Origin of the sequence: Actinoplanes derwentensis (assembly GCF_900104725.1) — a bacterium.
In the GTDB taxonomy this organism is placed as follows: Bacteria; Actinomycetota; Actinomycetes; order Mycobacteriales; family Micromonosporaceae; genus Actinoplanes; species Actinoplanes derwentensis.
The window spans coordinates 8,941,513-8,961,965 of sequence record NZ_LT629758.1 but is presented as its reverse complement, the minus strand read 5'-3'; the positions used below and the strand labels follow the sequence as shown (position 1 = coordinate 8,961,965).

Sequence of the window (20,453 nt, the reverse complement as noted above, 5' to 3'; positions counted from 1 at the left end):
GTCCGTGGTGCGTCCCGGGGGAGCGCCGCTCCCCCGGGAGTCAAACTATCGGCGCAGGCCGAGGCGCTCGATGAGCGTCCGGTAACGCGCGATGTCCTTCTTCTGAACGTAGTTCAGCAGGCGACGGCGCTGACCCACGAGCAGCAGCAGACCACGACGGCTGTGGTGGTCGTGCTTGTGCAGCTTGAGGTGCTCGGTCAGGTCGGCGATCCGCTTGGTCAGCATCGCGACCTGAACCTCGGGCGAACCAGTGTCGCCGTCCTTGGTCGCGTACTCGCCCATGATCTTGTTCTTGGTCTCTTGATCGAGCGCCATGTTCTCCGAGATTCTGTGTTGCCGATTGCACGGTTACCCCGCGGCCCGCGGCGTCGGGCAGGCAGGCGGGACCGGTGTCGGATATTCCAACGACGTTTCAACCCTACCAGGGGGTCAGGCCAGCAACATCCTGGTCTCTTCGACGTCGGCGTTGATCTGCGCGATCAACGGTTCGATGGCGTCATATGTCCGCTGCTCACGAAGATGGCCGACAAAATCGAGACTCGCCCTCTCGCCATACAGATCACCGTCGAAATCGAGAACATAGGCTTCGATACGGCGTTCCGTCCCGGAGAAAGTCGGATTGGTGCCGATCGAAACACTCGCCGGGCGCCGCACCCCCTCACCACTACGGGTGAACCAGGCCGCATAGACACCGTCGGCCGGCACCGCGGCATAACGGTCCGCCAGCAGATTGGCCGTCGGGAAACCCAGCTCGCGGCCCCGCTGATCACCGCGGACCACCACCCCGGACAGGCTGTGCGGACGGCCCAGCGCGGCGGACGCGGCCCGCACGTCCCCGGCGTCGACACAACTGCGGATGTACGTGGAGGAGAAGACCAGTCCGTCCTCGGCCACCAGCGGCGCGTCCTCGACCGTGAAGCCGAACGTGCGGCCCAGCGACTCCAGCAGCCCCACGTCACCGGCGGCCTTGTGCCCGAACCGGAAGTTGTCCCCCACCACGACCGCGGCCGTGTGCAGCGACTCCACCAGCACATCGTGCACGAACTCGTTCGGCGACAACTGGGAGAACGCCGGAGTGAACGGCACCACACAGAGCGCGTCCACACCCAGCGCCTCGATCAGCTCCGCCTTCCGGACCGGCTCGGTGAGCACCGCCGGATGCGAGCCCGGCCGGACCACCTCGGCCGGGTGCGGGTCGAACGTCATCACCACCGACTGAAGCCCCAGGTCATGGGCCCGTTTCACGGCATGCCCGATGATCGCCTGGTGGCCGCGGTGCACACCGTCGAAGACGCCGATCGTCACGACTGATCGGCCCCACCCCGACGGGACCGATTCGAACCCCCGCCATCGCTGCATCGAAACGCTCCTCCGCCGACATCTACCCGACCTAGCGTATCGATCGTTCAGCCGCCCGGTATGGCCCCTCCACCGTGCCCGGATGGATACCATAAACAGTGTTATAAGCGTCGAGTGAGATGTCCGGTGATCCGCTACTCCCGCCCTGCCGCATCCGCCACGCCCGCCGCGCCTTCGCCGGCACCGGCAGGTCCGGCTCCAGGTCGCCCGGCCATCCCACAGCCCGGCCGTTGTTTTCCCACACCCTTGCGGGTACGGATGACCGTGCCCGCCCCACACGAGGCGCCCACATGCACCCCACCCGACCAGCGACTCCCACCACCACCGACACCACTGCCACCGCCCCGGGTTCCCCCTCCGCCGACACGGACTCCACCGCAACCAGCTCGGGTTCTGCCGCCGCCGACGCGGGTTCTGTTGTCATCGATGCGGATTCCGCTGTCGACATGGGTCTCGACTTCGACATCGATGCCGACGCCGGTCTCGTCTTCGCCGACGACACGGGCGTCGTCACTGAGGCCGGCCCTGGTCCCGGCGCGAACGCCGGTCTCGGCGCTACCACCGATGTGGGGCTCGTCACTGCCGCCGGTGGGCCGGACACCGCGCACGCTCCGGAACGGCCGCCGTTCACGATCAAGCTGCGCAGCGCGGCGCCGCCGACCAGCACTCCGGCAACGTGACACCGGCACGTACCGCAGCGCCGCCGACCAGCACTCCGGCAGCGTGACGCTGGGGCGTACCGCGTTGCGGCCGACCGGGTTCTCCGTGACCTCGCCGGGGATCAGGTCGGGGCGAGGACGATCTCGGCGCGGGCCCGGCCGTCGCGCTCGCTGACGATGGCCAGCACCTGACCGTCCGGGTCGAAGACCGCGTAGGGCCCCTCGATGCCGGCACTGTCCAGTGGGCCGCCGTGGCGGAGAGTGCGGGTCTCGTCCTCGGTCGCGATCCGCTGCGGGAACGCCTGCCTGGCCGCCTCGGAAAGCGGGAGACCGATCACGTCCGGGGCGCGTTCCTCAAGCTCGGCGAGGGTAGAGGCGTCGTCGAGGGTCAAGCCGCCGACCGCGGTCCGGCGCAGTGCGGTGAGGTGACCGCCCACGCCCAGGGTGGTGCCGAGGTCACGGGCGATGGCCCGGATGTACGTCCCGGACGAGCAGGTGACATCGATGTCGACATCGACGAACGCCTCGCCCTCGGGCCGCCGGATGTCGAGGACTTCGAGCCGGTGCACAGTGATCCGGCGGGCGGGGATCTCCACGGTCTCGCCCTCCCGTACCCGCTTGTAGGCCCTCTCGCCGTTGATCTTGATGGCACTGACCGCACTGGGAACCTGGTCGATCTCCCCGGTCTGGGCGGCGAGCCCGCTCCGGATCGCCTCGTCGGTCACGGCGCCCGCCGGAACGGTCGCGGTCACGTCACCCTCGGCGTCGTCGGTGACGGTCGTCTGGCCGAGCCGGATGGTCCCGGCGTAGCTCTTCTCCGAACCGATCACATAGGTCAACAACCGGGTGGCCCGGTTGACGCCGATGATCAGGACTCCGGTGGCCATCGGGTCCAGAGTCCCCCCGTGCCCCACCCGCCGGGTCTTGGCCAGCCGCCGAATCCGGGCGACGACGTCATGCGACGTCATCCCGGCCGGTTTGTCCACCACGATCAGACCATCGGTATCCACCGTCCCACCCTATTTCCCCCGCTCCCCTCCCCCACCGCTGCCCCGCTGCCGCCCGCCCGCCCGTTCGCTCGCCTGCTCGCGGCGCGTGGTGACTTACGGCGCGTATACAAACCGCGAGTAGCCACACAAAGCCAAACCGGCCGACGCGTGGAGTCTTACGGCTCGCTACCAACCACACGTCGTCACGCAACCCGGACCGCCCAACCGCGTGGAGAATTGCGGCTCGCTGATGGGCGCAACTCGGCACGCAACACGAAGCGACCGGCCGTGTGGAGAGCTACGGTCCGCTGCCAACCGCAACTCGGCATGCGACGAGGAGCGGCCGACCGCGTGGTCAGTTGTGGCTCGGCGTTGGGGAAGGGGTCAGCGGGTGGTGCCGGTTATCAGCCAGTGGGGGGACCGCCAGCGCCAGAGCAGGCCGGTGAAACGGGCGAAGGTGAACAGGGCCAGGCCGGCCCAGATACCGCCCAGGCCCAGGTTCAGGGCGTAGGCCAGCCAGATCGCCGGCAGGAAGCCGAGCAGGGCGGACAGCACCGTCAAGGTGCGGAGGAAGGCCACGTCGCCGGCACCGATGAGGACGCCGTCCAAGGCGTAGACGATGCCGGCCAGCGGGAGCAGCGCCACGAAGTAGGGCCAGATGATCGCGGCCTGGGCGTGCACCGACTCGTCGGGGGTGAACCAGCCGGGGACGACCGACGATCCGGCGGCGGCCGCGAGGGCGAAGGCCACGGCTGCGAGACCGCCGGCGAAGGTGACCCTGCGGGCCACGTCGCGGGCCTCGTCGGTGTCGCCGGCGCCGAGGGCGGCTCCGACCAGTGACTGGGCGGCGATAGCTACGGCGTCGAGGGTCAGGGCGGCGAAGAACCAGAGTTGCAGGACGATCTGGTGGGCGCCGACCGCGGCGACGCCGAAGCGGGCGGCGACGGCGGTGGCGGAGAGGAAGCAGGCCTGGAAGGCTGCACCGCGGATGAGCAGGTCACGGCCGAGGACCACCTGCCGGACGATGATCGACGGGACCGGCCGAAGCGCCCGGGTCTCCCGGATCAGGGCGGCGAGGAAGAGCAGGCCGCCGAGGGTCTGCGCGGTGACGTTGGCGATGGCCGAGCCTGCGAGGCCGAGTCCGGCCGGATAGACCAGGACGGGGCAGAGGACGGCGGAGAGCACGTTGGCGCCGAGCACGATCCACAGCGGCCGCCTGGTGTCCTGCACGCCGCGCATCCATCCGTTGCCGGCGGCGGCGAGCAGCAGGCCGGGTGCTCCGAGAACGGCGATCCGCAGCCAGCCGGCGGCGGCCGCGGCGGTTTCCGGGTCACCGGCGATCAGAGCGGCGAGGGGTTCCGCACCGACCAGGCCGAGTATTGCGAGCAGGGCACCGAACGCGAGGGCGAGCCAGGAGGCCTGGACTCCCTCGGCGACGGCGGCAGCTCGGTCGCCGGCACCGAAGTGGCGGGCGGCCCGGCCGGTGGTGCCGTAGGCCATCAGGGTGCCGAACCACACACCCATCGACATCACGGTTCCGCCGATGGCGACGGCGGCGAGCGGCACCGGTCCGAGATGGCCGACGACCGCGGTGTCGACCAGGACGTAGACCGGCTCGGCGGCCAGGACCACCAGCGCGGGCAGGGCCAGGCCGGCGATACGGCGGGCGGAGGCGGTGCGATGCGGCGAGTGGCGCCGAGCATCGTCAGGCGGGCTCATGGGGACTCATGATGCCCGCCTGCGGGTAACGAGCGCTAGGCGGCCTGGCACTTACCTTTCACTGGCGCGTGTCCATCGAGGTCTGCAGTGCGCGGCGAGCCTGCTCGGCGGCGTCGTCGGCGGGCTGGGGCTTCGGCTCGGCGGCCATCAGAGAGTTCCTTCCGGTGGTGCGGGCGCACCACGTCGCCGGGTGCGCCCAAGAATCGGTCGAGCGGGGCGTCACATGGCCGGCCCGGGATCACCGGGACCTCTGGCGCTGATGACGCGACCCGGGCCGGTGGACCCGGGCGGCTCGAGGTGTCGCGGTGGGCGTCGGTGGCAGCCCTCGCGAAACCAAATCACCGTTCCGCCCCAAACTATCGTTCAGTTATCGCCCCGCAGGTCCCGATCCCGCGATCCGGGACGGAAAAACGGGAGCCACCCTTCCGGGCAACCCCCGCCGAACAGGCGAAACATCGGTCAGATCAGGTGCCGGTCAAGTAGCCGGCGGACCGTGTCCACCACGTGGGCGGGATCACCGTACCCGGTGAAACCGGCCGCCAGGCGGTGACCGCCGCCACCCTGGGACACGGCTACCGCGCTCACGTCGACCGCGCCCTTGCTGCGCAGTGACACCGACCACTCGCCGGGCGCGACCTCTTTCACCACGATCGAGACGTCCGCCTCGGCCACCGACCGCACCGGGTCGATCAGGGTGTCGAGGATGTACGGCGGCTGACTGTGCCGCTCCAGGTCGGCGAGTGTGGCGTAGGTCCACACCATGCCGAGCCCGCCCGCGACGCCGGGTTCCAGAACCGCCCGCCCGAGCACCTCGCCGGTCAGTTTCATCGCCCCGAACGGCTTGCTGTCGAAGATCCGCCGGGAGATCTCGCCCGGCCGGATCCCGGTGGCGATCAGACGCGCGGCCAGCTCATGGACTGAGACGGTGGTCATGTCGAACTTGAACGAGCCGGTGTCGGTCGCCAGCGCGACGTAGAGACACTCCGCGATCTCCGCGTCCAGCGGCACCCCGAGCCGGCTGAGCAGCCCCTCGACCACCACCGACGTCGCCGCCGCGGCCGGGTCGACGAGTTGCACGCCGCCGAAACCGGTGTTCGACGCGTGATGGTCCAGCACAACAGCGGCCGGAGCGCCGGTGAGCAGGCCGGCCAGTCCGCCGAGCCGCGACTCGCTCGCCACGTCGAAGATCAGGACGAGGCGCGGGGAGACGAAGGCGTCCTCCTCCGGCACCAGCATGTCCGAGCCGGGCAGAGCGGCGTACGGGCCGGGGACCTGGAACTCGCCGGGGAACGTCGCCCGCAACCGGGTGTGGCCCAGCCGCCGCAGCCCGAGCGCGAAGCCGAGCATGCTGCCGAGGGCGTCCCCGTCCGGGTTCACGTGGCAGATGAGCTGGACCTCGTCATCGGCACCGGCTGAGCGGACCGCCGCGACCGCGGCGGCCCATGACTCAGTCGTAGGCCCGGGCAGGGTCACCCGTGGTCCTCGCGGGCACCGACCCGCTCCGGCGAGTCGCCGGTCTCCTCGTCGACTTCGTCGTCGTCGCTCTTGTACGGATCGGCGTCGCCCGCGTACTGCGCACCGACCGCGATCTTCTGGACCGCCTGGTCCCGGGTGCGCGCCTCGGTCAGCAGATCGTCGATCTCCTTCACGTGGGTCTGCACGTTGTCCAGCACGAACGTGAGGCTCGGCGAGTGCCGCAGCTTCAGCGCGTGCCCGACCCGGGTGCGCAGCATCCCTTTCGCGCTCTCCAGCGCCGCCGCTGTCGAGGCCTGCTCGGTCGGGTCCCCGAGGACCGTGTAGAAGACCGTGGCCTCGCGGAGGTCACCGGTGATCCGGGCGTCCGTGATCGTCACCATGCCGAGACGGGGATCCTTGATCTCCCGTACCAGCGAAGCCACCAGCTCACGAATACGCTCCGCGTGCCGCCGCGTCTTGGCTGGGTCCGACATATCGCCCACCTCCGGACTGTGAATCCCGCGGGTCTCGAACTGCCCCCGCTCTAACTGCTGAAGCCTACCCAGGGCTCAATCGTCGTCGCCGTACAGCCGTCGCTTGACCGAGAGCAGCTCGATCTCGGGACGGCCAGCCATCTGGTTCTCGCAGGTGTCGACGACGGCGCGGGCCTGCGACGGCTCGGCCGCCACCACGGCCACCCCGATGCGGGCCCGGCCGTGCAGGTCGTGCAGACCGACCTCGGCGACGCTGACGTCATACTTCTTGAGCATCGCGATGATCGGGCGGATATACGAACGCTTCTGCTTCAGCGACTGCGAATCACCGGGCAGGAGCAGGTCGAAGACTGCGGTCTCGGTATACATCAGCGAGCAGATTACGCCCGGCAGAGCCGCCGGTCACCGGGATTTCCGGGCCACCAGCACATCCCGCTCGATGCCCTGGTCCACCCGGTGGTCGACCGGCAGGTACTCGACCAGGTCCAGCCCGGCCGCGAACAGGATGTCCTCGGCGTGCTCGCGCTTGGCGACCTTGGTGTTCCAGGACAGGCCGATCGCACCACCGGGGCGCAGCAGCGGCAGCCACTGCGAGATGGCCCGCTCCAACAGGTCCAACGGGCGGCGGGAGATGCCGCCCTCGTCGTCATAACTGCCGTGCGCCACGCCGTACGGCAGGTCGGCCACCAGCACGTCGGCCACGTTGCCGCGGAGCAGCCCGTCCAGCCCGGTGGTGTCGGCGTTCAGCACCACCACCTTCTGCACCGCTCCGGCCTTGTGGTCGTCCTTGCTGGCGGCCATGGTCACCTCCAGGCGACGGGCGGCCCGGCGGCCCTGGCGGCGCACCGGCACCAGCTCGGCGGTGTGCTTGAGCCGCTTGCGCTTGAGCCAGGTCTGGAGGAACAGCTTGTACGCCTCCACGTCCTTACCGTCGATCTCCACACCGATGCCGTCCCACCCGTACATCAGCGCCTGGTTGAGCGTGGTGCCCCGGCCGCAGAGCGGGTCCAGGACGGTGAGGTGGCCGTCGAGCATCCGGTCGGCCGACGCCGAGGCGAGCACGGTCAGGTTCAGCACCAGCTTGGTGAACTGCTCGTTGGTCTTGCCCGCGTACTTCGGGATGGTGATCAGGTCACTGTCGTAGTGGGCCAGCGGCGTGAGCGCCAGCGGGCGCAGCAGGGCATCGTCGACACGCTCGAAGAGGGCGTAGGCCGAGGAGAGGTTCGAGACGTACGCGATGTCACGCTCGGAGAGGTCGGCGGAGAACGTCAGGTACTCCACCCCACCGATCACGGCCACGTCGATGTCGTCGAGTCCCGAGGAGAGCACCGCGCCGAACGCGGCCAACTCCGCCTGGGACATGCGGGACGCCTGATCGGCGTAGACACGATTGGCGGACGGGGCGAGCAGCATGGCATACCGGGACATGCCGACATCCTCCCAGCCCGTACCCCGGCCACCGGATCCGGCCCGGCGGCCGCGCGACGGTCCGGACCACCGCCTGTCTCGCGGGGACCCGGCGGGACCGTTTCGACACTCGTACCAGAAAAAAGAAAGCGGCCCCGATGCCGAAGCACCGGGGCCGCTCACCGCATGGTGTTACGCGCGAACCTTCTCGCGCATCTCCCAGGTCTCGATCACGTCGCCGGGCTGCGGCGAACCGTAACCCTGCAGCGTCAGACCACACTCGAAGCCCTCACGGACCTCGGTGGCGTCGTCCTTGAACCGCTTGAGCGAGCTGATCGTGACGCTCTCGGCCACCACGACACCATCGCGCAGAACCCGCGCCTTGGTGTTGCGGCGGATGAGGCCCGACCGGACGATACAGCCGGCGATGAGACCGATCTTGGACGAGCGGAAGACCTCGCGGATCTCCGCGGTGCCCAGCTCGACCTCTTCGAACTCCGGCTTGAGCAGGCCCTTGAGCGCCGCCTCGATCTCCTCGATGGCCTGGTAGATCACGCTGTAGTAGCGGATCTCCACGCCGGCGCGGTCGGCCATCTCCTTGACCTTGTTCGAGGCCCGGACATTGAAGCCGATGATCGTCGCGGTCTGCTCGGACGAGGCCGACGCCAGGTTGACGTCACTCTCGGTGATCGCACCGACACCGCGGTGGATGACCTTGAGCTGGATCTCGTCCGGGATCTTGATGTTGAACAGCGACTCTTCGAGGGCCTCGACCGAACCGGAGCCGTCGCCCTTGATGACCAGGGTGAGCGAAGCCTTCTCGCCCTCCTTGATGTCGCGCATCATCTCGTCGAGAGACTTCGGACGACGCGAGTTCGCGAAGGTCGCCGCACGACGGCGAGCCTGCCGCTGCTCGGCGATCTGCCGCACGGTGCGGTCGTCCTCAGCCGCGAGGAACGTGTCGCCCGCGGCGGGAACCGAGGTCAGACCGAGCACCAGGACCGGACGGGCCGGGCCCGCCTCAGCGATCTGGTTGCCGTTCTCGTCGAGCATGGCGCGGACACGACCGTGCGCGCCACCCGCCACGATCGAGTCGCCGGCCCGCAGCGTGCCCTTCTGCACCAGGACGGTGGCCACGGCACCGCGACCCTTGTCCAGGTGTGCCTCGACCGCGACACCCTGGGCGGGGCCGTCGATCGGGGCGGTCAGCTCGAGCGCCGCGTCGGCGGTCAGCAGGACGGCTTCGAGAAGCTCGTCGATGCCGATGCCGGGCTTGGCCGCGACGTTGACGAACATCGTCTCGCCGCCGTACTCCTCAGCGAGCAGGCCGTAGTCGGTCAGCTGCTGCCGGACCTTGTCCGGGTTGGCGTCCGGCTTGTCGACCTTGTTCACCGCGACCACGATCGGCACGTCGGCCGCCTTGGCGTGGTTGAGGGCCTCGACCGTCTGCGGCATGACGCCGTCGTCGGCCGCGACCACCAGGATCACGATGTCGGTGACCTTGGCACCACGAGCACGCATGGCGGTGAACGCCTCGTGACCCGGGGTGTCGATGAAGGTGATCGCCCGGTCCTGTCCCTGGTGGGGGACGACGACCTGGTAGGCACCGATGTGCTGGGTGATGCCACCCGCCTCACCGGCGACCACGTTGGTCTTGCGGATCGCGTCGAGCAGCTTCGTCTTACCGTGGTCGACGTGACCCATGACGGTCACGACCGGCGGACGAGTCACCAGACGGTCCTCAGCGACCGCGGCATCGAGGTCGATGTCGAACTGCGCGAGCAGCTCGCGATCCTCGTCCTCGGGGCTGACGATCACGACGGTGAAGCCCAGGTGCTCGCCGAGCAGCAGCAGGGTGTCGTCGGACACCGACTGCGTGGCGGTCACCATCTCGCCCAGGTTGAACATCTCCTGGACGAGCGAGCCCGGGTTCGCGTTGATCTTGTCGGCGAAGTCGGAGAGGGACGCCCCACGGGACATCCGGATCTCCTGGCCGTTACCCCGGGGGGCACCGGACGACATCTGCGGAGCCGACAGATTGTCGAACTCTTGACGCCGCTGCTTCTTCGACTTCCGGCCACGGGTCGGCCGGCCACCCGGACGCCCGAAGGCACCCGCGGCACCGCCGCCACGACCACGGCCACCGCCGCCACCGGGACGACCCGGAGCACCGCCGACCGGACCGCCGCCACCAGCGCCGGGACCACCGGGACGGAAACCGCCACCGGCACCGCCGCCACCACCGGGACGGAAACCGCCACCAGCGCCGCCGCCACCACCGGGACGGAAACCGCCACCGGCACCGGCACCGCCACCGCGGTAGCCACCGCCACCGGCACCGCCGCCGGGACCGCCACGACCCGCACCGGGACCACCGGGACGACCCGCGCCACCGGCACCGGGACCACCCGGACGAGCCGGGCGCTGCGACGGCATGGAAGAGGGACTGGGCCGCGGCGGCATCGAGGCAGGGCTCGGCCGGGGCGGCATGCCCGGCTGGTTCGGGCGCGGCATGCCGGCCGGCGAGGGACGCGGAGCGCCACCGCCGGAGACACCGAACGGGTTGTTACCCGGGCCACGGGCCGGCGGACGCGGAGCGCCACCAGCAGGACCGGGACGGGGGCCACCGGGGGCGCCACCCTGGTTACGGCCGGCGGCCGGGGAACCCGGACGCGGCGGGACACTGCCCGGACCGGGCGGACGAGGACCGCGCGGAGCGCCGGCCTCGGTCGTGCCCTGCGGACGGCGCTCGGCATCCCGCGAACGGGCGGCCTGCGCCTCACGGACGGCCTTGACCGAGGCTTCCTGCTCGGCCTTCAGCGCCTGGGCGCGAGCCTCGGCAGCGGCCACCTCGATGTCGTGGGCGCTCGCCGGCTTCGCGATCGGGCCGGGCCGGGGGCCCGGACGACCGGGAACCGGAGGCTTCGGACCGGAGAAAGCCGGTCCGGGCGCCGGCGCCGGAGAGGTAGGTGTGTTGTTGGGTGCTCCACCCTGCGGCGGGCCCGGCCGGCGCGGCGGCTGAGGCCGCCCCATCGGGGGTCCGGGGCGCGGGGACGGAGACGACGCGCTCGATCCACCTGCGGTGGGAGCACTGGGCGCCGGAGAGGGCGAGGACGCCGGGATGGCGCCACCCTGCTCCAGAGCACCACGGAGCCGACGGGCCACGGGGGCCTCGACGGTGCTCGATGCGGATTTGACGAACTCGCCCATGTCCTTGAGCGTGGCGAGAACGGTCTTGCTGTCGACCCCGAGCTCTTTGGCGAGCTCGTGTACGCGGGCCTTGCCTGGCACTGCACTCCTCACTTTGAGGTCCGTGCGAGCAGTACCCGCAGAGACCTCACTCGTGCACTAGAAGCCTGTTCATTTCAGGGACTTCATCGTGTGCTCATCTGGGTCGTCCTACCTTGCTGGGTCGTGACGAGGCGCCGACGCCTCGTCATCGGTGGTTCCACGCGGCACGGAGACCGCGCGGATGTGCTCCGCGAGCAGCTCGGGGTCAGCAAAACCAGTGAGACGCAACGCACGCCCGAAAGCGCGACGTCGCTCTGCTTGCGTGAAGCAGGCCGGATCGGGGTGCAAGTGTGCTCCCCGGCCCGGCAGTCGGCGGCCCGGATCAGGCAGAAGCCGGAGGTTTCCCTCTGTTTCTGCCGCGATGAACCGCAGCAATGAAGCGGCCGGCTCGCGTTTGCGGCATCCGACGCAGGTTCGCGTCGGGCCGACCGAGTTCAAGTCTACCCCTCGATCGCGCCGGACGCGTATCCGGTCAGTTCCCCGTCCCGGCCGCATCACGGTCCGAGACTCCGGCGGGCTCGCTGTCCGGACGGATATCGATGCGCCATCCGGTCAGACGGGCAGCGAGACGGGCGTTCTGCCCCTCCCTGCCGATCGCCAGCGAGAGCTGGAAATCCGGCACGGTGACCCGGGCCGTCCGGCTGGCCGCGTCGACCACCTCGACCCGCAGCGCCTTGGCCGGGGAGAGCGCGTTACCGACGAACTGGGCCGGGTCGTCCGACCAGTCGATGATGTCGATCTTCTCGCCGTGCAGTTCGCTCATGACCGCCCGGACCCGCTGGCCCATCGGGCCGATGCAGGCGCCCTTGGCGTTCACACCCTGAACGGTGGACTTCACCGCGATCTTCGTCCGGTGACCTGCCTCACGGGCGATCGCGGCGATCTCCACGGTCCCGTCGGCGATCTCCGGCACTTCGAGGGCGAAGAGCTTCTTCACCAGAGCCGGGTGCGAGCGGGACAGGGTGACCTGCGGACCACGGAAACCCTTGGCCACGTGCACCACGATGCAGCGGATCCGGGTGCCGTGCGGGTACGTCTCCCCCGGCACCTGCTCGGACTGCGGCAGCGACCCCTCGATCTTGCCGAGATCGACGGACACGATGCCCTTCTCGGCACGCGCGGCGTCGGCCTGCACCACACCGGTGATGAGGTCGCCGTCGCGCCCCGCGTACTCACCGAAGTGCTGCTCGTCAGTGGCCTCCCGCAGACGCTGGAGGATCACCTGCTTGGCGGTCATCGCCGAGATCCGGCCGAAGTCGTGCGGGGTGTCGTCCCACTCCCGCACCTTCGTGCCGTCCGCGTCGAACTCCTGTGCCAGGACGGAGGCCACCCCGCTCTTGCGGTTGATCTCCACCCGGGCGTGGCTCTCGGCGCCGTCGGTGTGCCGGTAAGCGGTCAGCAACGCGGTCTCGATTGCCGAGATAATGGTCTCGAACGGGATCTCCCGCTCGCGCTCCAGGGCGCGCAGCGCCGCGAGGTCGATGTTCACTCCTCGCCCTCCCCTTCGTCCTCATCGTCGTCTTCGACGTCTTCGTCTTCTTCGCCGAAATCGGCATCGTCCAAGCGCTTGAACTCGATCTGGACCTTGCCCGCCCCGAGCTCGGCCCAGGCCAGCTCACGGGTCGTGCCGTCCACGTCAAGCGCCACACCTGTATCGCCGGCCGAGACCACTCGGCCGACCAGTCCGTTCACCTCGACCAGGCGGCCGGTGTTACGGCGCCAGTGCCGGGGCTCAGTCAGCGGCCGGTCCACTCCGGGGGAGCCGACCTCCAGCTGGTACTCCCCGGCGAGCAACTCGCCACCGGACTCGTCGGCGGCGTCGAGCGCGTCGGAGATCGCCCGGGAGACCACCGCCACGTCGTCGAGGCCGACACCGGCGTCCCGGTCGACCAGCACCCGCACCACGAACCGGCGGCCGGCCCGGGACACGGACAGGTCCTCCAGGTCATAACCGGACTTGGCGACCACCGGCTCGACCACCTCGCGGAGCCGGGCACGGGCGGCACTCAGATCGACACGGGGTGGGGCCGGGGTGTCACGGGTCTCGGACTCCGGCCGGTTACGCCGGCTGTCGGGGCGACCACCGGGCCGGGCCCCGGCGCGACCGCGCTGCGTCATCGGGCTCGACCTCTCGTCAACTTAAAATTCGCGGAACGAGTGTTCTCGCAGGGAACGACTATATGCCGCCGGGCATTCGACGGCCCCGCGGCTGATGCTGAGCGTAACGCGCCGGCGGACGGCCCGAAGCAGCGCCGCACCGAATGGTGTTGACTGGCCGGGTGCAGATTCACTCACGACGGGTCTTCCTGGGGGCGGTGGCGGCCGGTTCGACCGCGCTCGCCGGGTGTGGCCTGCTCGGCGACGACGGCCCCGAACCCGCGCCGCAGCCGGACGCGTTGCAGCCGCTGCTCGACGAGGCGCTGGCCCTGGCCGGGGCGTACGACCGGGTGATCCTCGCGACGCCGAACCTGGCGGCGCGGCTCACCCCCCTGGCCGAGGACCACCGGGCGCACGCCACCGAGCTGACCAAGGTGATCGGCGCCGCGGTGGCGTCGGTCGCTCCCTCGGCCTCGGCACCGGCCGGCGCCACGGACACCACGGCCACGCTGCGTAAGGCCGAGCAGTCCGCGCAGAAGACCGCCGCCGCCGCGTGCAAGGCGGCGCCACGGGAACGGGCCGCGCTGGTCGGTTCGATCGCCGCCTGCCGGGCCACGCACGCCGAGGCGCTGCGCTGACCCGTTAGGGTTTCGGGCGTGACCGAACAACTCGCCGCCGCCCTCGCCGCCGAGGAGGCGGCCATCTATGCGTACGGCGTGATCGGCGTCCGCCTGTCCGGCGACGACGAGGTGTCCCGGGCCCGCGCCGCCGAGCAGGAGCACCGGTCCCGGCGGGACATCCTGGTCACGAGGCTGGACGAGTTGCGGGCCAGCTCACCACCGGCCCCGGCGGCGTACGAGCTGCCGTTCGAGGTCACCGACCGGGAGGGCGCGCTGAAGCTGGCCGTGCACGTGGAGGACGGGGTGGCCCAGGCGTGGCGGGTGCTGCTGCCGGTCACCGAGGACGCCGAGCGGGCCGACGCGCTGTCGCATCTGACCGATTCCGCGGTTCGGGCGACCCGGTGGCGGCGGCTGGCCGAGGTGACTCCGTTGACAATGGCTTTTCCGGGCCGTCCGGTCCCATGATCGGCCCCGGCGCACCGGGTGGATGGCCGACAATGACTGTGTGATCGACGACCTCGACGCCACCTCGCCCCGTGGGGCGCTGGCGATCCGGCTGCGCGAGGCCGTGCTGGACCGGTGGCGAGCCGAGGTCCAGGCGATCGGCCTGTTCGGGTCGATGGCCCACGGGGACGACAGCGACAGCAGCGACGTCAACCTGCTGGTGGTGACGTCGCGTCCGCGGACCGGGCCGAAACCCGCCCGGCGCATGGTCGACGGCATCCCGGTCGACCTACGGGTGATCACCGCGGAACAGGGACTGGGTGAGGCCCGGCTGCTGGCCCCGCTCTGGCCGCTGCAGGCGGACGCGTTCATCACCACGTTCCCGCTGCTGGACCTGCAGAGCTGGTTCAAGGACCGGCGGGAGGCCCATCTGACGCTGCTGACCGAGGCCCGGCCGATGGAGTTCACCGGACAGGCCCGGTCCAGCTGGGCGGTCGCCAGTGGCGCGCACTCCCGGGCGGTGCGGCACGCCCAGCGGTGCGACACCGACGCCGCCACGATGATGATGGCCGAGGCCCGGTTGTACGCGGCGATGGTCACCGGTTTCCTGACCCGCACCTACTTCCGCAACACCGCGGACGCGGTCAAGCACGCCGGGGTGGCCACGGCCGGCACACAGGAGCTGGGCGCGATCCTGAACTATCAGGCTGAGGAGCTGACCGCACGCGGCCGCCCGGTGGACGGCCGCCTCGGCGCGCTCTTCGACTGACCGGGTCAGGGCAGTGTGAGGATCTCGTAACCGTCCTCGGTGACCACCAGGGTGTGCTCGAACTGGGCGGTCCACTTCCGGTCCTTGGTGACGACCGTCCAGCCGTCCTTCCACACCTCGTACTCGTAGGTGCCCAGGCAGATCATCGGCTCGATGGTGAACGTCATGCCCGGTTCCATCACGGTGGTGAGCTCGGGCTTGTCGTAGTGCGGCACGTACAGCCCGGAGTGGAAGGCCTCGCCGATGCCGTGCCCGGTGAAGTCACGGACCACGCCGTAACCGAACCGCTTCGCGTACGCCTCGATGACCCGGCCGATCGCGTTGATCGGACGGCCCGGGGCGACCGCGCGGATGCCCCGCATCATCGCTGTGTGGGTCCGCTCGACCAGCAGCCGGGCTTCTTCGCTCACCTCACCCACACAGAACGTGGCGTCGGTGTCGCCGTGCACCCCGTTCAGGTACGCCGTGACGTCGACGTTGATGATGTCGCCGTCGGCAAGCACGGTGGAGTCCGGGATGCCGTGACAGATCACCTCGTTCAGGGAGGTGCAGCAGGATTTGGGGAAACCCTTGTAACCGAGTGTCGACGGATAGGCCCGGTGGTCGAGCAGGAACTCGTGCACCACCCGGTCGATCTCGTCGGTAGTCACCCCGGGTTCACAGTGCTCACCGGCGAGCTGGGTGGCCTGCGCGGCGATCCGGCCGGCGATCCGCATCTTCTCGATCGTCTCGGCGGTCTGCACGTGCGAGCCGCGCCACTCCTGCGGGCGTTTCTTGCCGACGTACTCAGGGCGGGTGATCTGCGCCGGGACCGACCGCTCACGCGACTGTTTTCCCGGCACGAGTGGGGCACGAACGGTCATGCCCGACAGCGTAACCGTCGCGTTCGCCGGGTCAGGACCGGCTGAGCGGCCGGCGCAGCACCACCTCGGTGCCCTCCGCGGAGCGATGCACCGAGAGCTCGGTGAGCGCGCCGATCAGGGCCAGGCCACGGCCGCGGAAACCGGCGTCGCCGGACGGGCGCCAGCCACCGGTGTCGCGGACCGTCACCAGCACCGCCTCCGGCTGGAACGAGGCCGTCACGGTGATCCACGGCTCGGCCGGGTCGACCGGATGCTCGACGGCGTTCGCCGCCGCCTCGGAGACCGCCATCACCAGGTCGAAGGCGTCGTCGTCGGGCACCTGATGGGCGGACAGGAAGTCCTCCAGGCGCCGCCGCAGCACGATCAGCCGGCCGGCTTCGGACGGCAGCCGCAACTCGAACTCACGGGGCTCGGTCACCTCCAGCGCGACCCGGGCCATGTCGCCGGCCCGTCCGCAGAGGACGAGGCGTTGCGCAGCCACCCCATCAGCCGCCTCCCCCTGATCCGCGGAAAAGAAACTTAACACCGGACCGGCGGGAGCGCTCGTCAGGCGGCGACCGACCGGGCCCGCACCGACGCCTCCACCAGCGCCGCGAACGCCCGCAGGTCGGAGGTGCGCTCCGGATGCCACTGCACGCCCAGGGCGAAGGCCAGCCCAGGATGCTCGACGACCTCGATCACCCGGTCGTCCGGGCACCAGCCGACCGGCACGAACTCGCCCGGATCGGCGATCGCCTGGTGGTGGAAGGAGTTGACGGTCAGGGTCCGGCCGAGGATCCGGTGCGCCATCGAACCCTCTTCGAGAACCACGTCGTGCCGGCCGTAGTCGGAGGCCCCGGCGGCGAGCGGGTCGGTGCCGGACGCGGCCCGGTGCCGGTCGTGCCCGATCAGGTCCGGCAGGTGCTGGTGCAGCGTGCCGCCGGTGGCGACGGCCATCATCTGCAGGCCCCGGCAGACACCGAGGGTCGGCAGGCCGGCGGCCAGGGCGGCGCGCATCAGCATCAGTTCGGAGGCGTCCCGCGGGCCGTCGACCTCGGTGGCCGGGTGCTGCGGGGCACCCCAGTGCGCCGGGTCGATGTCGCCGCCGCCGCAGAAGACGATGCCGTCGAGGGCGTCGAGCACGTCGGTGCCGGGGTCGTCGGGCGTGATCAGGACTGCCCGGCCGCCGACGGCGTGCACTGCCTTCACGTAGGACATCGGGAGCATTCCGGCCATCAGGTCGTTCCGGCCGTGGCGCACCTGCTCGGCGTAGGCGGTCAGGCCGATCAGGGGTCTGGTCTTGGTCAACGGTTCTCCTCGGACGCCGCCACCAGGGCCCCGAAGAGCCGTCGGTCGCGGCCCACCTCCGGATGCCACTGCACCCCGAGCACAAACCGCCGCGCCGGGTCCTCGACCGCCTCGGGCAGGCCGTCGTCGGCCCATCCGGTGACGGTGAGCGAACCGGGGTCGGAGACACCCTGGTGGTGGAAACAGTTGATGGTCGTGTCGTCGCCCATCAGGGCGGCGATCCGGCTGCCGGGCGCGAACCCGGCGGACTGGGAGCCGTAGACACCCGGTGCCGGACGGTGTTTCTCGTGCCCGAGCAGGTCGGGCAGGTGCTGGTGCAGGGTGCCACCGGCGGCCACCGCGAGCAGTTGCATGCCCCGGCAGACGCCGAGCAGCGGCAGGTCACGGTCCAGGGCGGCACGCAGCAGGAGCAGCTCGGCGGTGTCCCGCTCGGGATGGGTGACGGTGTGCGGCCCGGTCTGCTGCCCGTAGTGCGCGGGCACCAGGTCCGGGCCCCCGGCCAGCACCAGGCCGTCGAGGCGGTCCAGCACGTCGGCGTCGAGGTCGTCCGGCGGCAGCAGCACGGCACGGCCTCCGGCGAGACGAACCGCCTCGGCGTAGTCGTGCGGAACCAGCGCGGTCGGGAGATCGACCCACACTCCCCAACTCGCGGGAAGCACGTAGGAAGTTATGCCGATGATCGGACGCATCGCACCACCGTAGTCACAGGCGCGCGGCGCCGGAGAACCGGCGCCGCGTCACGGGCCCATCTGTCCCACCTACACGGGAGCTGGACCGCGCGGGCGGGGATTCGACCCTTCACACCTGGCTGAGCTGGGTGTATAGGGCTGTTTCCCCACCGTAGCGGGTTGGCAAACCTCACAGCGGAGTTACGTACGCTCCGGTGATGCCGCCGTCGACGACGAACTGCGAAGCCGTCATGAACGACGCGTCGTCACTCGCCAGGAAGGCCACCGCGGCGGCGATCTCCTCCGGTTCGGCGAACCGGCCCATCGGCACGTGCACCAGCCGGCGGGCGGCTCGCTCCGGGTCGTTGGCGAAGAGTTCCATCAGCAGCGGGGTGGCCACCGGGCCGGGGCAGAGCGCGTTGATCCGGATGCCCTCCCGGGCGAACTGGACGCCCAGCTCCCGGGTCATCGCCAGGACCCCGCCCTTGCTGGCGGTGTAAGCGATCTGCGACGTGGCCGCCCCGAGCAGGGCCACGAACGACGCGGTGTTGATGATCGAGCCCTTGCCCTGCCGCTGCATGTGCGGGATCGCGTACTTGCAGCAGAAGAAGACCGACGTCGTGTTGACCTTGAGGACCCGCTCCCACGCGTCGATGCCGGTGACCAGGATCGAATCGTCGTCGGGCGGCGAGATGCCGGCGTTGTTGAAGGCGATGTCGACCCGGCCGTGCCGCTCGGCGACGCCGTCGAAGAGGGCCTTGACCTGCTCCTCCTCGCTGACGTCACAGGCCACGAACTCGCCGCCGACCTCCTCGGCGATCGCCTTGCCCGCCTTCTCGGAGATGTCGACGGCGACGACGAAAGCCCCTTCGGCGGCGAACCGTCGCGCGGTGGCCAAGCCGATTCCACTGCCCGCGCCGGTGATGACGGCGACCCGGCCCTGCAAGCGTTCCACTCAGTCTCCCGTTGAGATAAACACGTTCTTCACGTCGGTGAAGGACAACAAGGCGTCCGGTCCCAGCTCGCGACCCAGACCGGACTGTTTCATGCCACCGAAGGGGGTCCAGTAGCGCACCGAGGAGTTGCTGTTGACACTCAGCGCGCCGGTCTCCAGAGCCCGCGAGACGCGCAGCGCACGGCCCACGTCCCGGGTCCAGAGCGAGCCGGACAGCCCGTACTCGGTGTCGTTGGCCAGCTCGATCGCCTCGGCCTCGTCCCGGAACGGCAGCACGCTCACCACCGGCCCGAAGATCTCCTCACGCCAGTGCCGGTCGGTCCTCGATGACGCCAGCAGCACGGTCGGCGGGAACCACCAGCCGTTCCCGTCCGGCACAGAGCCCTGGAAGGCCACATCAGCGCCGTCCAGGTAGGACGTCACACTCGCCCGCTGCCCCGCGGAGATCAGTGGCCCCATCTCCGACAGATCATCAGAAGGGTCCAACACCCGAAATTTCCGTACGGCGGCCTCGAACTTCTCCAGGAACTCGTCGTACACCGAGGCCTCGACCAGGATCCGGGACCGCGCGCAGCAGTCCTGACCCGCGTTGTCGAAGACGGCAGAAGGCGCGGCAGCCGCGGCCGCCTCGAGTGAAGCGTCCGCGAAGATCACGTTGGCGCTCTTGCCACCCAGCTCCAGCGTCACCCGTTTCACCTGGTCGGCACAGCCCGCCATGATCGACTTGCCGACCTCGGTGGACCCGGTGAAACAGACCTTGCGCACCGCCGGATGGGTGACGAACCGCTGCCCCACCACCGAGCCCTTGCCCGGCAGCACCTGGAACACGTTCTCCGGCAGCCCCGCCTCCAGGGCCAGCTCGCCGAGCCGGATCGCGGTCAGCGGCGTCAGCTCGGCCGGTTTCAGCACCACCGTGTTGCCGGCGGCCAGAGCCGGCACGAACCCCCAGCCGGCGATCGGCATCGGGAAGTTCCACGGCACGATGATGCCGACCACGCCGAGCGGCTCGTGGAACGTCACGTCGACACCACCGGCCACCGGGATCTGCCGCCCGGACAGCCGCTCCGGCGCGCCCGCGTAGTAGTTCAGCACGTCCCGGACGTTGCCGGCCTCCCACCGGGCGTTGCCGATGGTGTGACCGGCGTTGCGTACCTCCAGTCGGGCCAGGTCTTCGATGTTCTCCTCGACGACCGCCGCGAAGCGGCGCAACAACCGCGCCCGGTCTCCGGGCGACACCCGCCGCCACTCACCGAAGGCCTTCGCCGCACGGTCGATCGCCGCGTCGGTCTCTTCCAGCCCCAGCGAGGGTACGGTCGTGAAGACCTCACCCGTCGACGGGTCGATCACCTCTGTTGTCGCCACGCTGAGATCCTCACA

22 protein-coding genes are annotated in these 20,453 nt (G+C 70.2%); 4 read left to right on the top strand and 18 right to left on the bottom strand.

Features of this window, described 5'->3' with window-relative positions; all coding sequences use genetic code 11:
- Nucleotides 1-45: 45 nt before the first annotated feature.
- Together rpsO and BLU81_RS40105 are read right to left on the bottom strand one after the other, a co-directional pair.
- A complete protein-coding gene (gene rpsO / locus BLU81_RS40110) occupies nucleotides 46-315 on the bottom strand; it encodes a 30S ribosomal protein S15 (RefSeq protein ID WP_092553700.1) in 270 nt (89 codons plus the stop codon).
- A gap of 114 nt (nucleotides 316-429) precedes the next feature.
- The gene (locus BLU81_RS40105) at nucleotides 430-1,359 is read right to left on the bottom strand and encodes a bifunctional riboflavin kinase/FAD synthetase (RefSeq protein ID WP_092553697.1); all 930 of its coding nucleotides are present in this window, start codon (nucleotides 1,357-1,359) and stop codon (nucleotides 430-432) included.
- Between the two features lie 290 nt (nucleotides 1,360-1,649).
- Between BLU81_RS40105 and BLU81_RS48860 the strand changes: the two genes are divergently transcribed.
- Entirely contained in the window at nucleotides 1,650-2,039 is a 390-nt protein-coding gene (locus tag BLU81_RS48860) for a hypothetical protein (RefSeq protein ID WP_157751988.1), read from the top strand.
- Nucleotides 2,040-2,140: 101 nt separating this feature from the next.
- On the opposite strand, the gene truB is transcribed toward BLU81_RS48860, so the two are convergent.
- From truB to rimP, 10 genes are all read right to left on the bottom strand, one after another.
- A complete protein-coding gene (truB, locus tag BLU81_RS40095) occupies nucleotides 2,141-3,028 on the bottom strand; it encodes a tRNA pseudouridine(55) synthase TruB (RefSeq protein ID WP_092553692.1) in 888 nt (295 codons plus the stop codon).
- 363 nt (nucleotides 3,029-3,391) lie between these two features.
- Complete coding sequence (locus tag BLU81_RS40090) at nucleotides 3,392-4,726, bottom strand: MATE family efflux transporter (RefSeq protein ID WP_092553689.1); 1,335 nt, start codon at nucleotides 4,724-4,726, stop codon at nucleotides 3,392-3,394.
- Between the two features lie 459 nt (nucleotides 4,727-5,185).
- Nucleotides 5,186-6,199, bottom strand: coding sequence for a DHH family phosphoesterase (locus BLU81_RS40085; protein ID WP_092553686.1), 1,014 nt, complete (start codon nucleotides 6,197-6,199; stop codon nucleotides 5,186-5,188).
- The gene (gene rbfA, locus BLU81_RS40080; RefSeq protein WP_092553683.1) at nucleotides 6,196-6,675 is read right to left on the bottom strand and encodes a 30S ribosome-binding factor RbfA; all 480 of its coding nucleotides are present in this window, start codon (nucleotides 6,673-6,675) and stop codon (nucleotides 6,196-6,198) included. The genes BLU81_RS40085 and rbfA overlap by 4 nt, the downstream gene beginning before the upstream one ends.
- A gap of 75 nt (nucleotides 6,676-6,750) precedes the next feature.
- A complete protein-coding gene (locus BLU81_RS40075; protein WP_092553680.1) occupies nucleotides 6,751-7,044 on the bottom strand; it encodes a DUF503 domain-containing protein in 294 nt (97 codons plus the stop codon).
- Nucleotides 7,045-7,077: 33 nt separating this feature from the next.
- Nucleotides 7,078-8,103, bottom strand: a complete 1,026-nt coding sequence (locus BLU81_RS40070) for a TRM11 family SAM-dependent methyltransferase (RefSeq protein WP_092553677.1) — start codon at nucleotides 8,101-8,103, stop codon at nucleotides 7,078-7,080.
- A 171-nt stretch (nucleotides 8,104-8,274) separates the two neighbouring features.
- Nucleotides 8,275-11,373, bottom strand: coding sequence for a translation initiation factor IF-2 (infB, locus tag BLU81_RS40065; RefSeq protein ID WP_092553674.1), 3,099 nt, complete (start codon nucleotides 11,371-11,373; stop codon nucleotides 8,275-8,277).
- Nucleotides 11,374-11,481: 108 nt separating this feature from the next.
- Nucleotides 11,482-11,868, bottom strand: coding sequence for a YlxR family protein (locus BLU81_RS40060; protein WP_092553671.1), 387 nt, complete (start codon nucleotides 11,866-11,868; stop codon nucleotides 11,482-11,484).
- Complete coding sequence (gene nusA / locus BLU81_RS40055) at nucleotides 11,846-12,862, bottom strand: transcription termination factor NusA (protein WP_092553668.1); 1,017 nt, start codon at nucleotides 12,860-12,862, stop codon at nucleotides 11,846-11,848. Before nusA ends, BLU81_RS40060 begins: the two co-directional genes overlap by 23 nt.
- The gene (rimP, locus tag BLU81_RS40050; RefSeq protein ID WP_092553665.1) at nucleotides 12,859-13,491 is read right to left on the bottom strand and encodes a ribosome maturation factor RimP; all 633 of its coding nucleotides are present in this window, start codon (nucleotides 13,489-13,491) and stop codon (nucleotides 12,859-12,861) included. The genes nusA and rimP overlap by 4 nt, the downstream gene beginning before the upstream one ends.
- 161 nt (nucleotides 13,492-13,652) lie before the next feature.
- Between rimP and BLU81_RS40045 the strand changes: the two genes are divergently transcribed.
- Genes BLU81_RS40045 through BLU81_RS40035 form a run of 3 tightly spaced genes read left to right on the top strand, consistent with a single transcriptional unit; the run spans nucleotide 13,653 to nucleotide 15,303 of the window.
- Entirely contained in the window at nucleotides 13,653-14,108 is a 456-nt protein-coding gene (locus BLU81_RS40045) for a hypothetical protein (RefSeq protein WP_307833797.1), read from the top strand.
- Nucleotides 14,109-14,126: 18 nt separating this feature from the next.
- Nucleotides 14,127-14,555, top strand: coding sequence for a ferritin-like domain-containing protein (locus BLU81_RS40040; protein WP_092553661.1), 429 nt, complete (start codon nucleotides 14,127-14,129; stop codon nucleotides 14,553-14,555).
- A 40-nt stretch (nucleotides 14,556-14,595) separates the two neighbouring features.
- Nucleotides 14,596-15,303 carry a nucleotidyltransferase domain-containing protein gene (locus tag BLU81_RS40035; protein WP_092558310.1) on the top strand — a complete coding sequence of 236 codons (708 nt, stop codon included), beginning with the start codon at nucleotides 14,596-14,598 and terminating at the stop codon, nucleotides 15,301-15,303.
- A gap of 5 nt (nucleotides 15,304-15,308) precedes the next feature.
- Here BLU81_RS40035 and map read toward each other — a convergent pair whose 3' ends face one another.
- The 6 genes from map to BLU81_RS40005 form a co-directional block, all read right to left on the bottom strand.
- Nucleotides 15,309-16,166: a type I methionyl aminopeptidase gene (gene map / locus BLU81_RS40030; RefSeq protein ID WP_092553657.1), complete on the bottom strand. Its 858-nt coding sequence runs from the start codon at nucleotides 16,164-16,166 to the stop codon at nucleotides 15,309-15,311.
- A gap of 31 nt (nucleotides 16,167-16,197) precedes the next feature.
- Nucleotides 16,198-16,647 carry an ATP-binding protein gene (locus tag BLU81_RS40025; RefSeq protein ID WP_231953735.1) on the bottom strand — a complete coding sequence of 150 codons (450 nt, stop codon included), beginning with the start codon at nucleotides 16,645-16,647 and terminating at the stop codon, nucleotides 16,198-16,200.
- A gap of 65 nt (nucleotides 16,648-16,712) precedes the next feature.
- Nucleotides 16,713-17,453: a gamma-glutamyl-gamma-aminobutyrate hydrolase family protein gene (locus tag BLU81_RS40020; RefSeq protein WP_092553651.1), complete on the bottom strand. Its 741-nt coding sequence runs from the start codon at nucleotides 17,451-17,453 to the stop codon at nucleotides 16,713-16,715.
- Nucleotides 17,450-18,142, bottom strand: a complete 693-nt coding sequence (locus BLU81_RS40015; protein WP_092553649.1) for a gamma-glutamyl-gamma-aminobutyrate hydrolase family protein — start codon at nucleotides 18,140-18,142, stop codon at nucleotides 17,450-17,452. Before BLU81_RS40015 ends, BLU81_RS40020 begins: the two co-directional genes overlap by 4 nt.
- Nucleotides 18,143-18,311: 169 nt before the next feature.
- Nucleotides 18,312-19,076 carry a 3-oxoacyl-ACP reductase gene (locus BLU81_RS40010; protein ID WP_092553646.1) on the bottom strand — a complete coding sequence of 255 codons (765 nt, stop codon included), beginning with the start codon at nucleotides 19,074-19,076 and terminating at the stop codon, nucleotides 18,312-18,314.
- A complete protein-coding gene (locus tag BLU81_RS40005; protein WP_092558308.1) occupies nucleotides 19,077-20,438 on the bottom strand; it encodes an aldehyde dehydrogenase family protein in 1,362 nt (453 codons plus the stop codon).
- Nucleotides 20,439-20,453 lie beyond the last annotated feature (15 nt).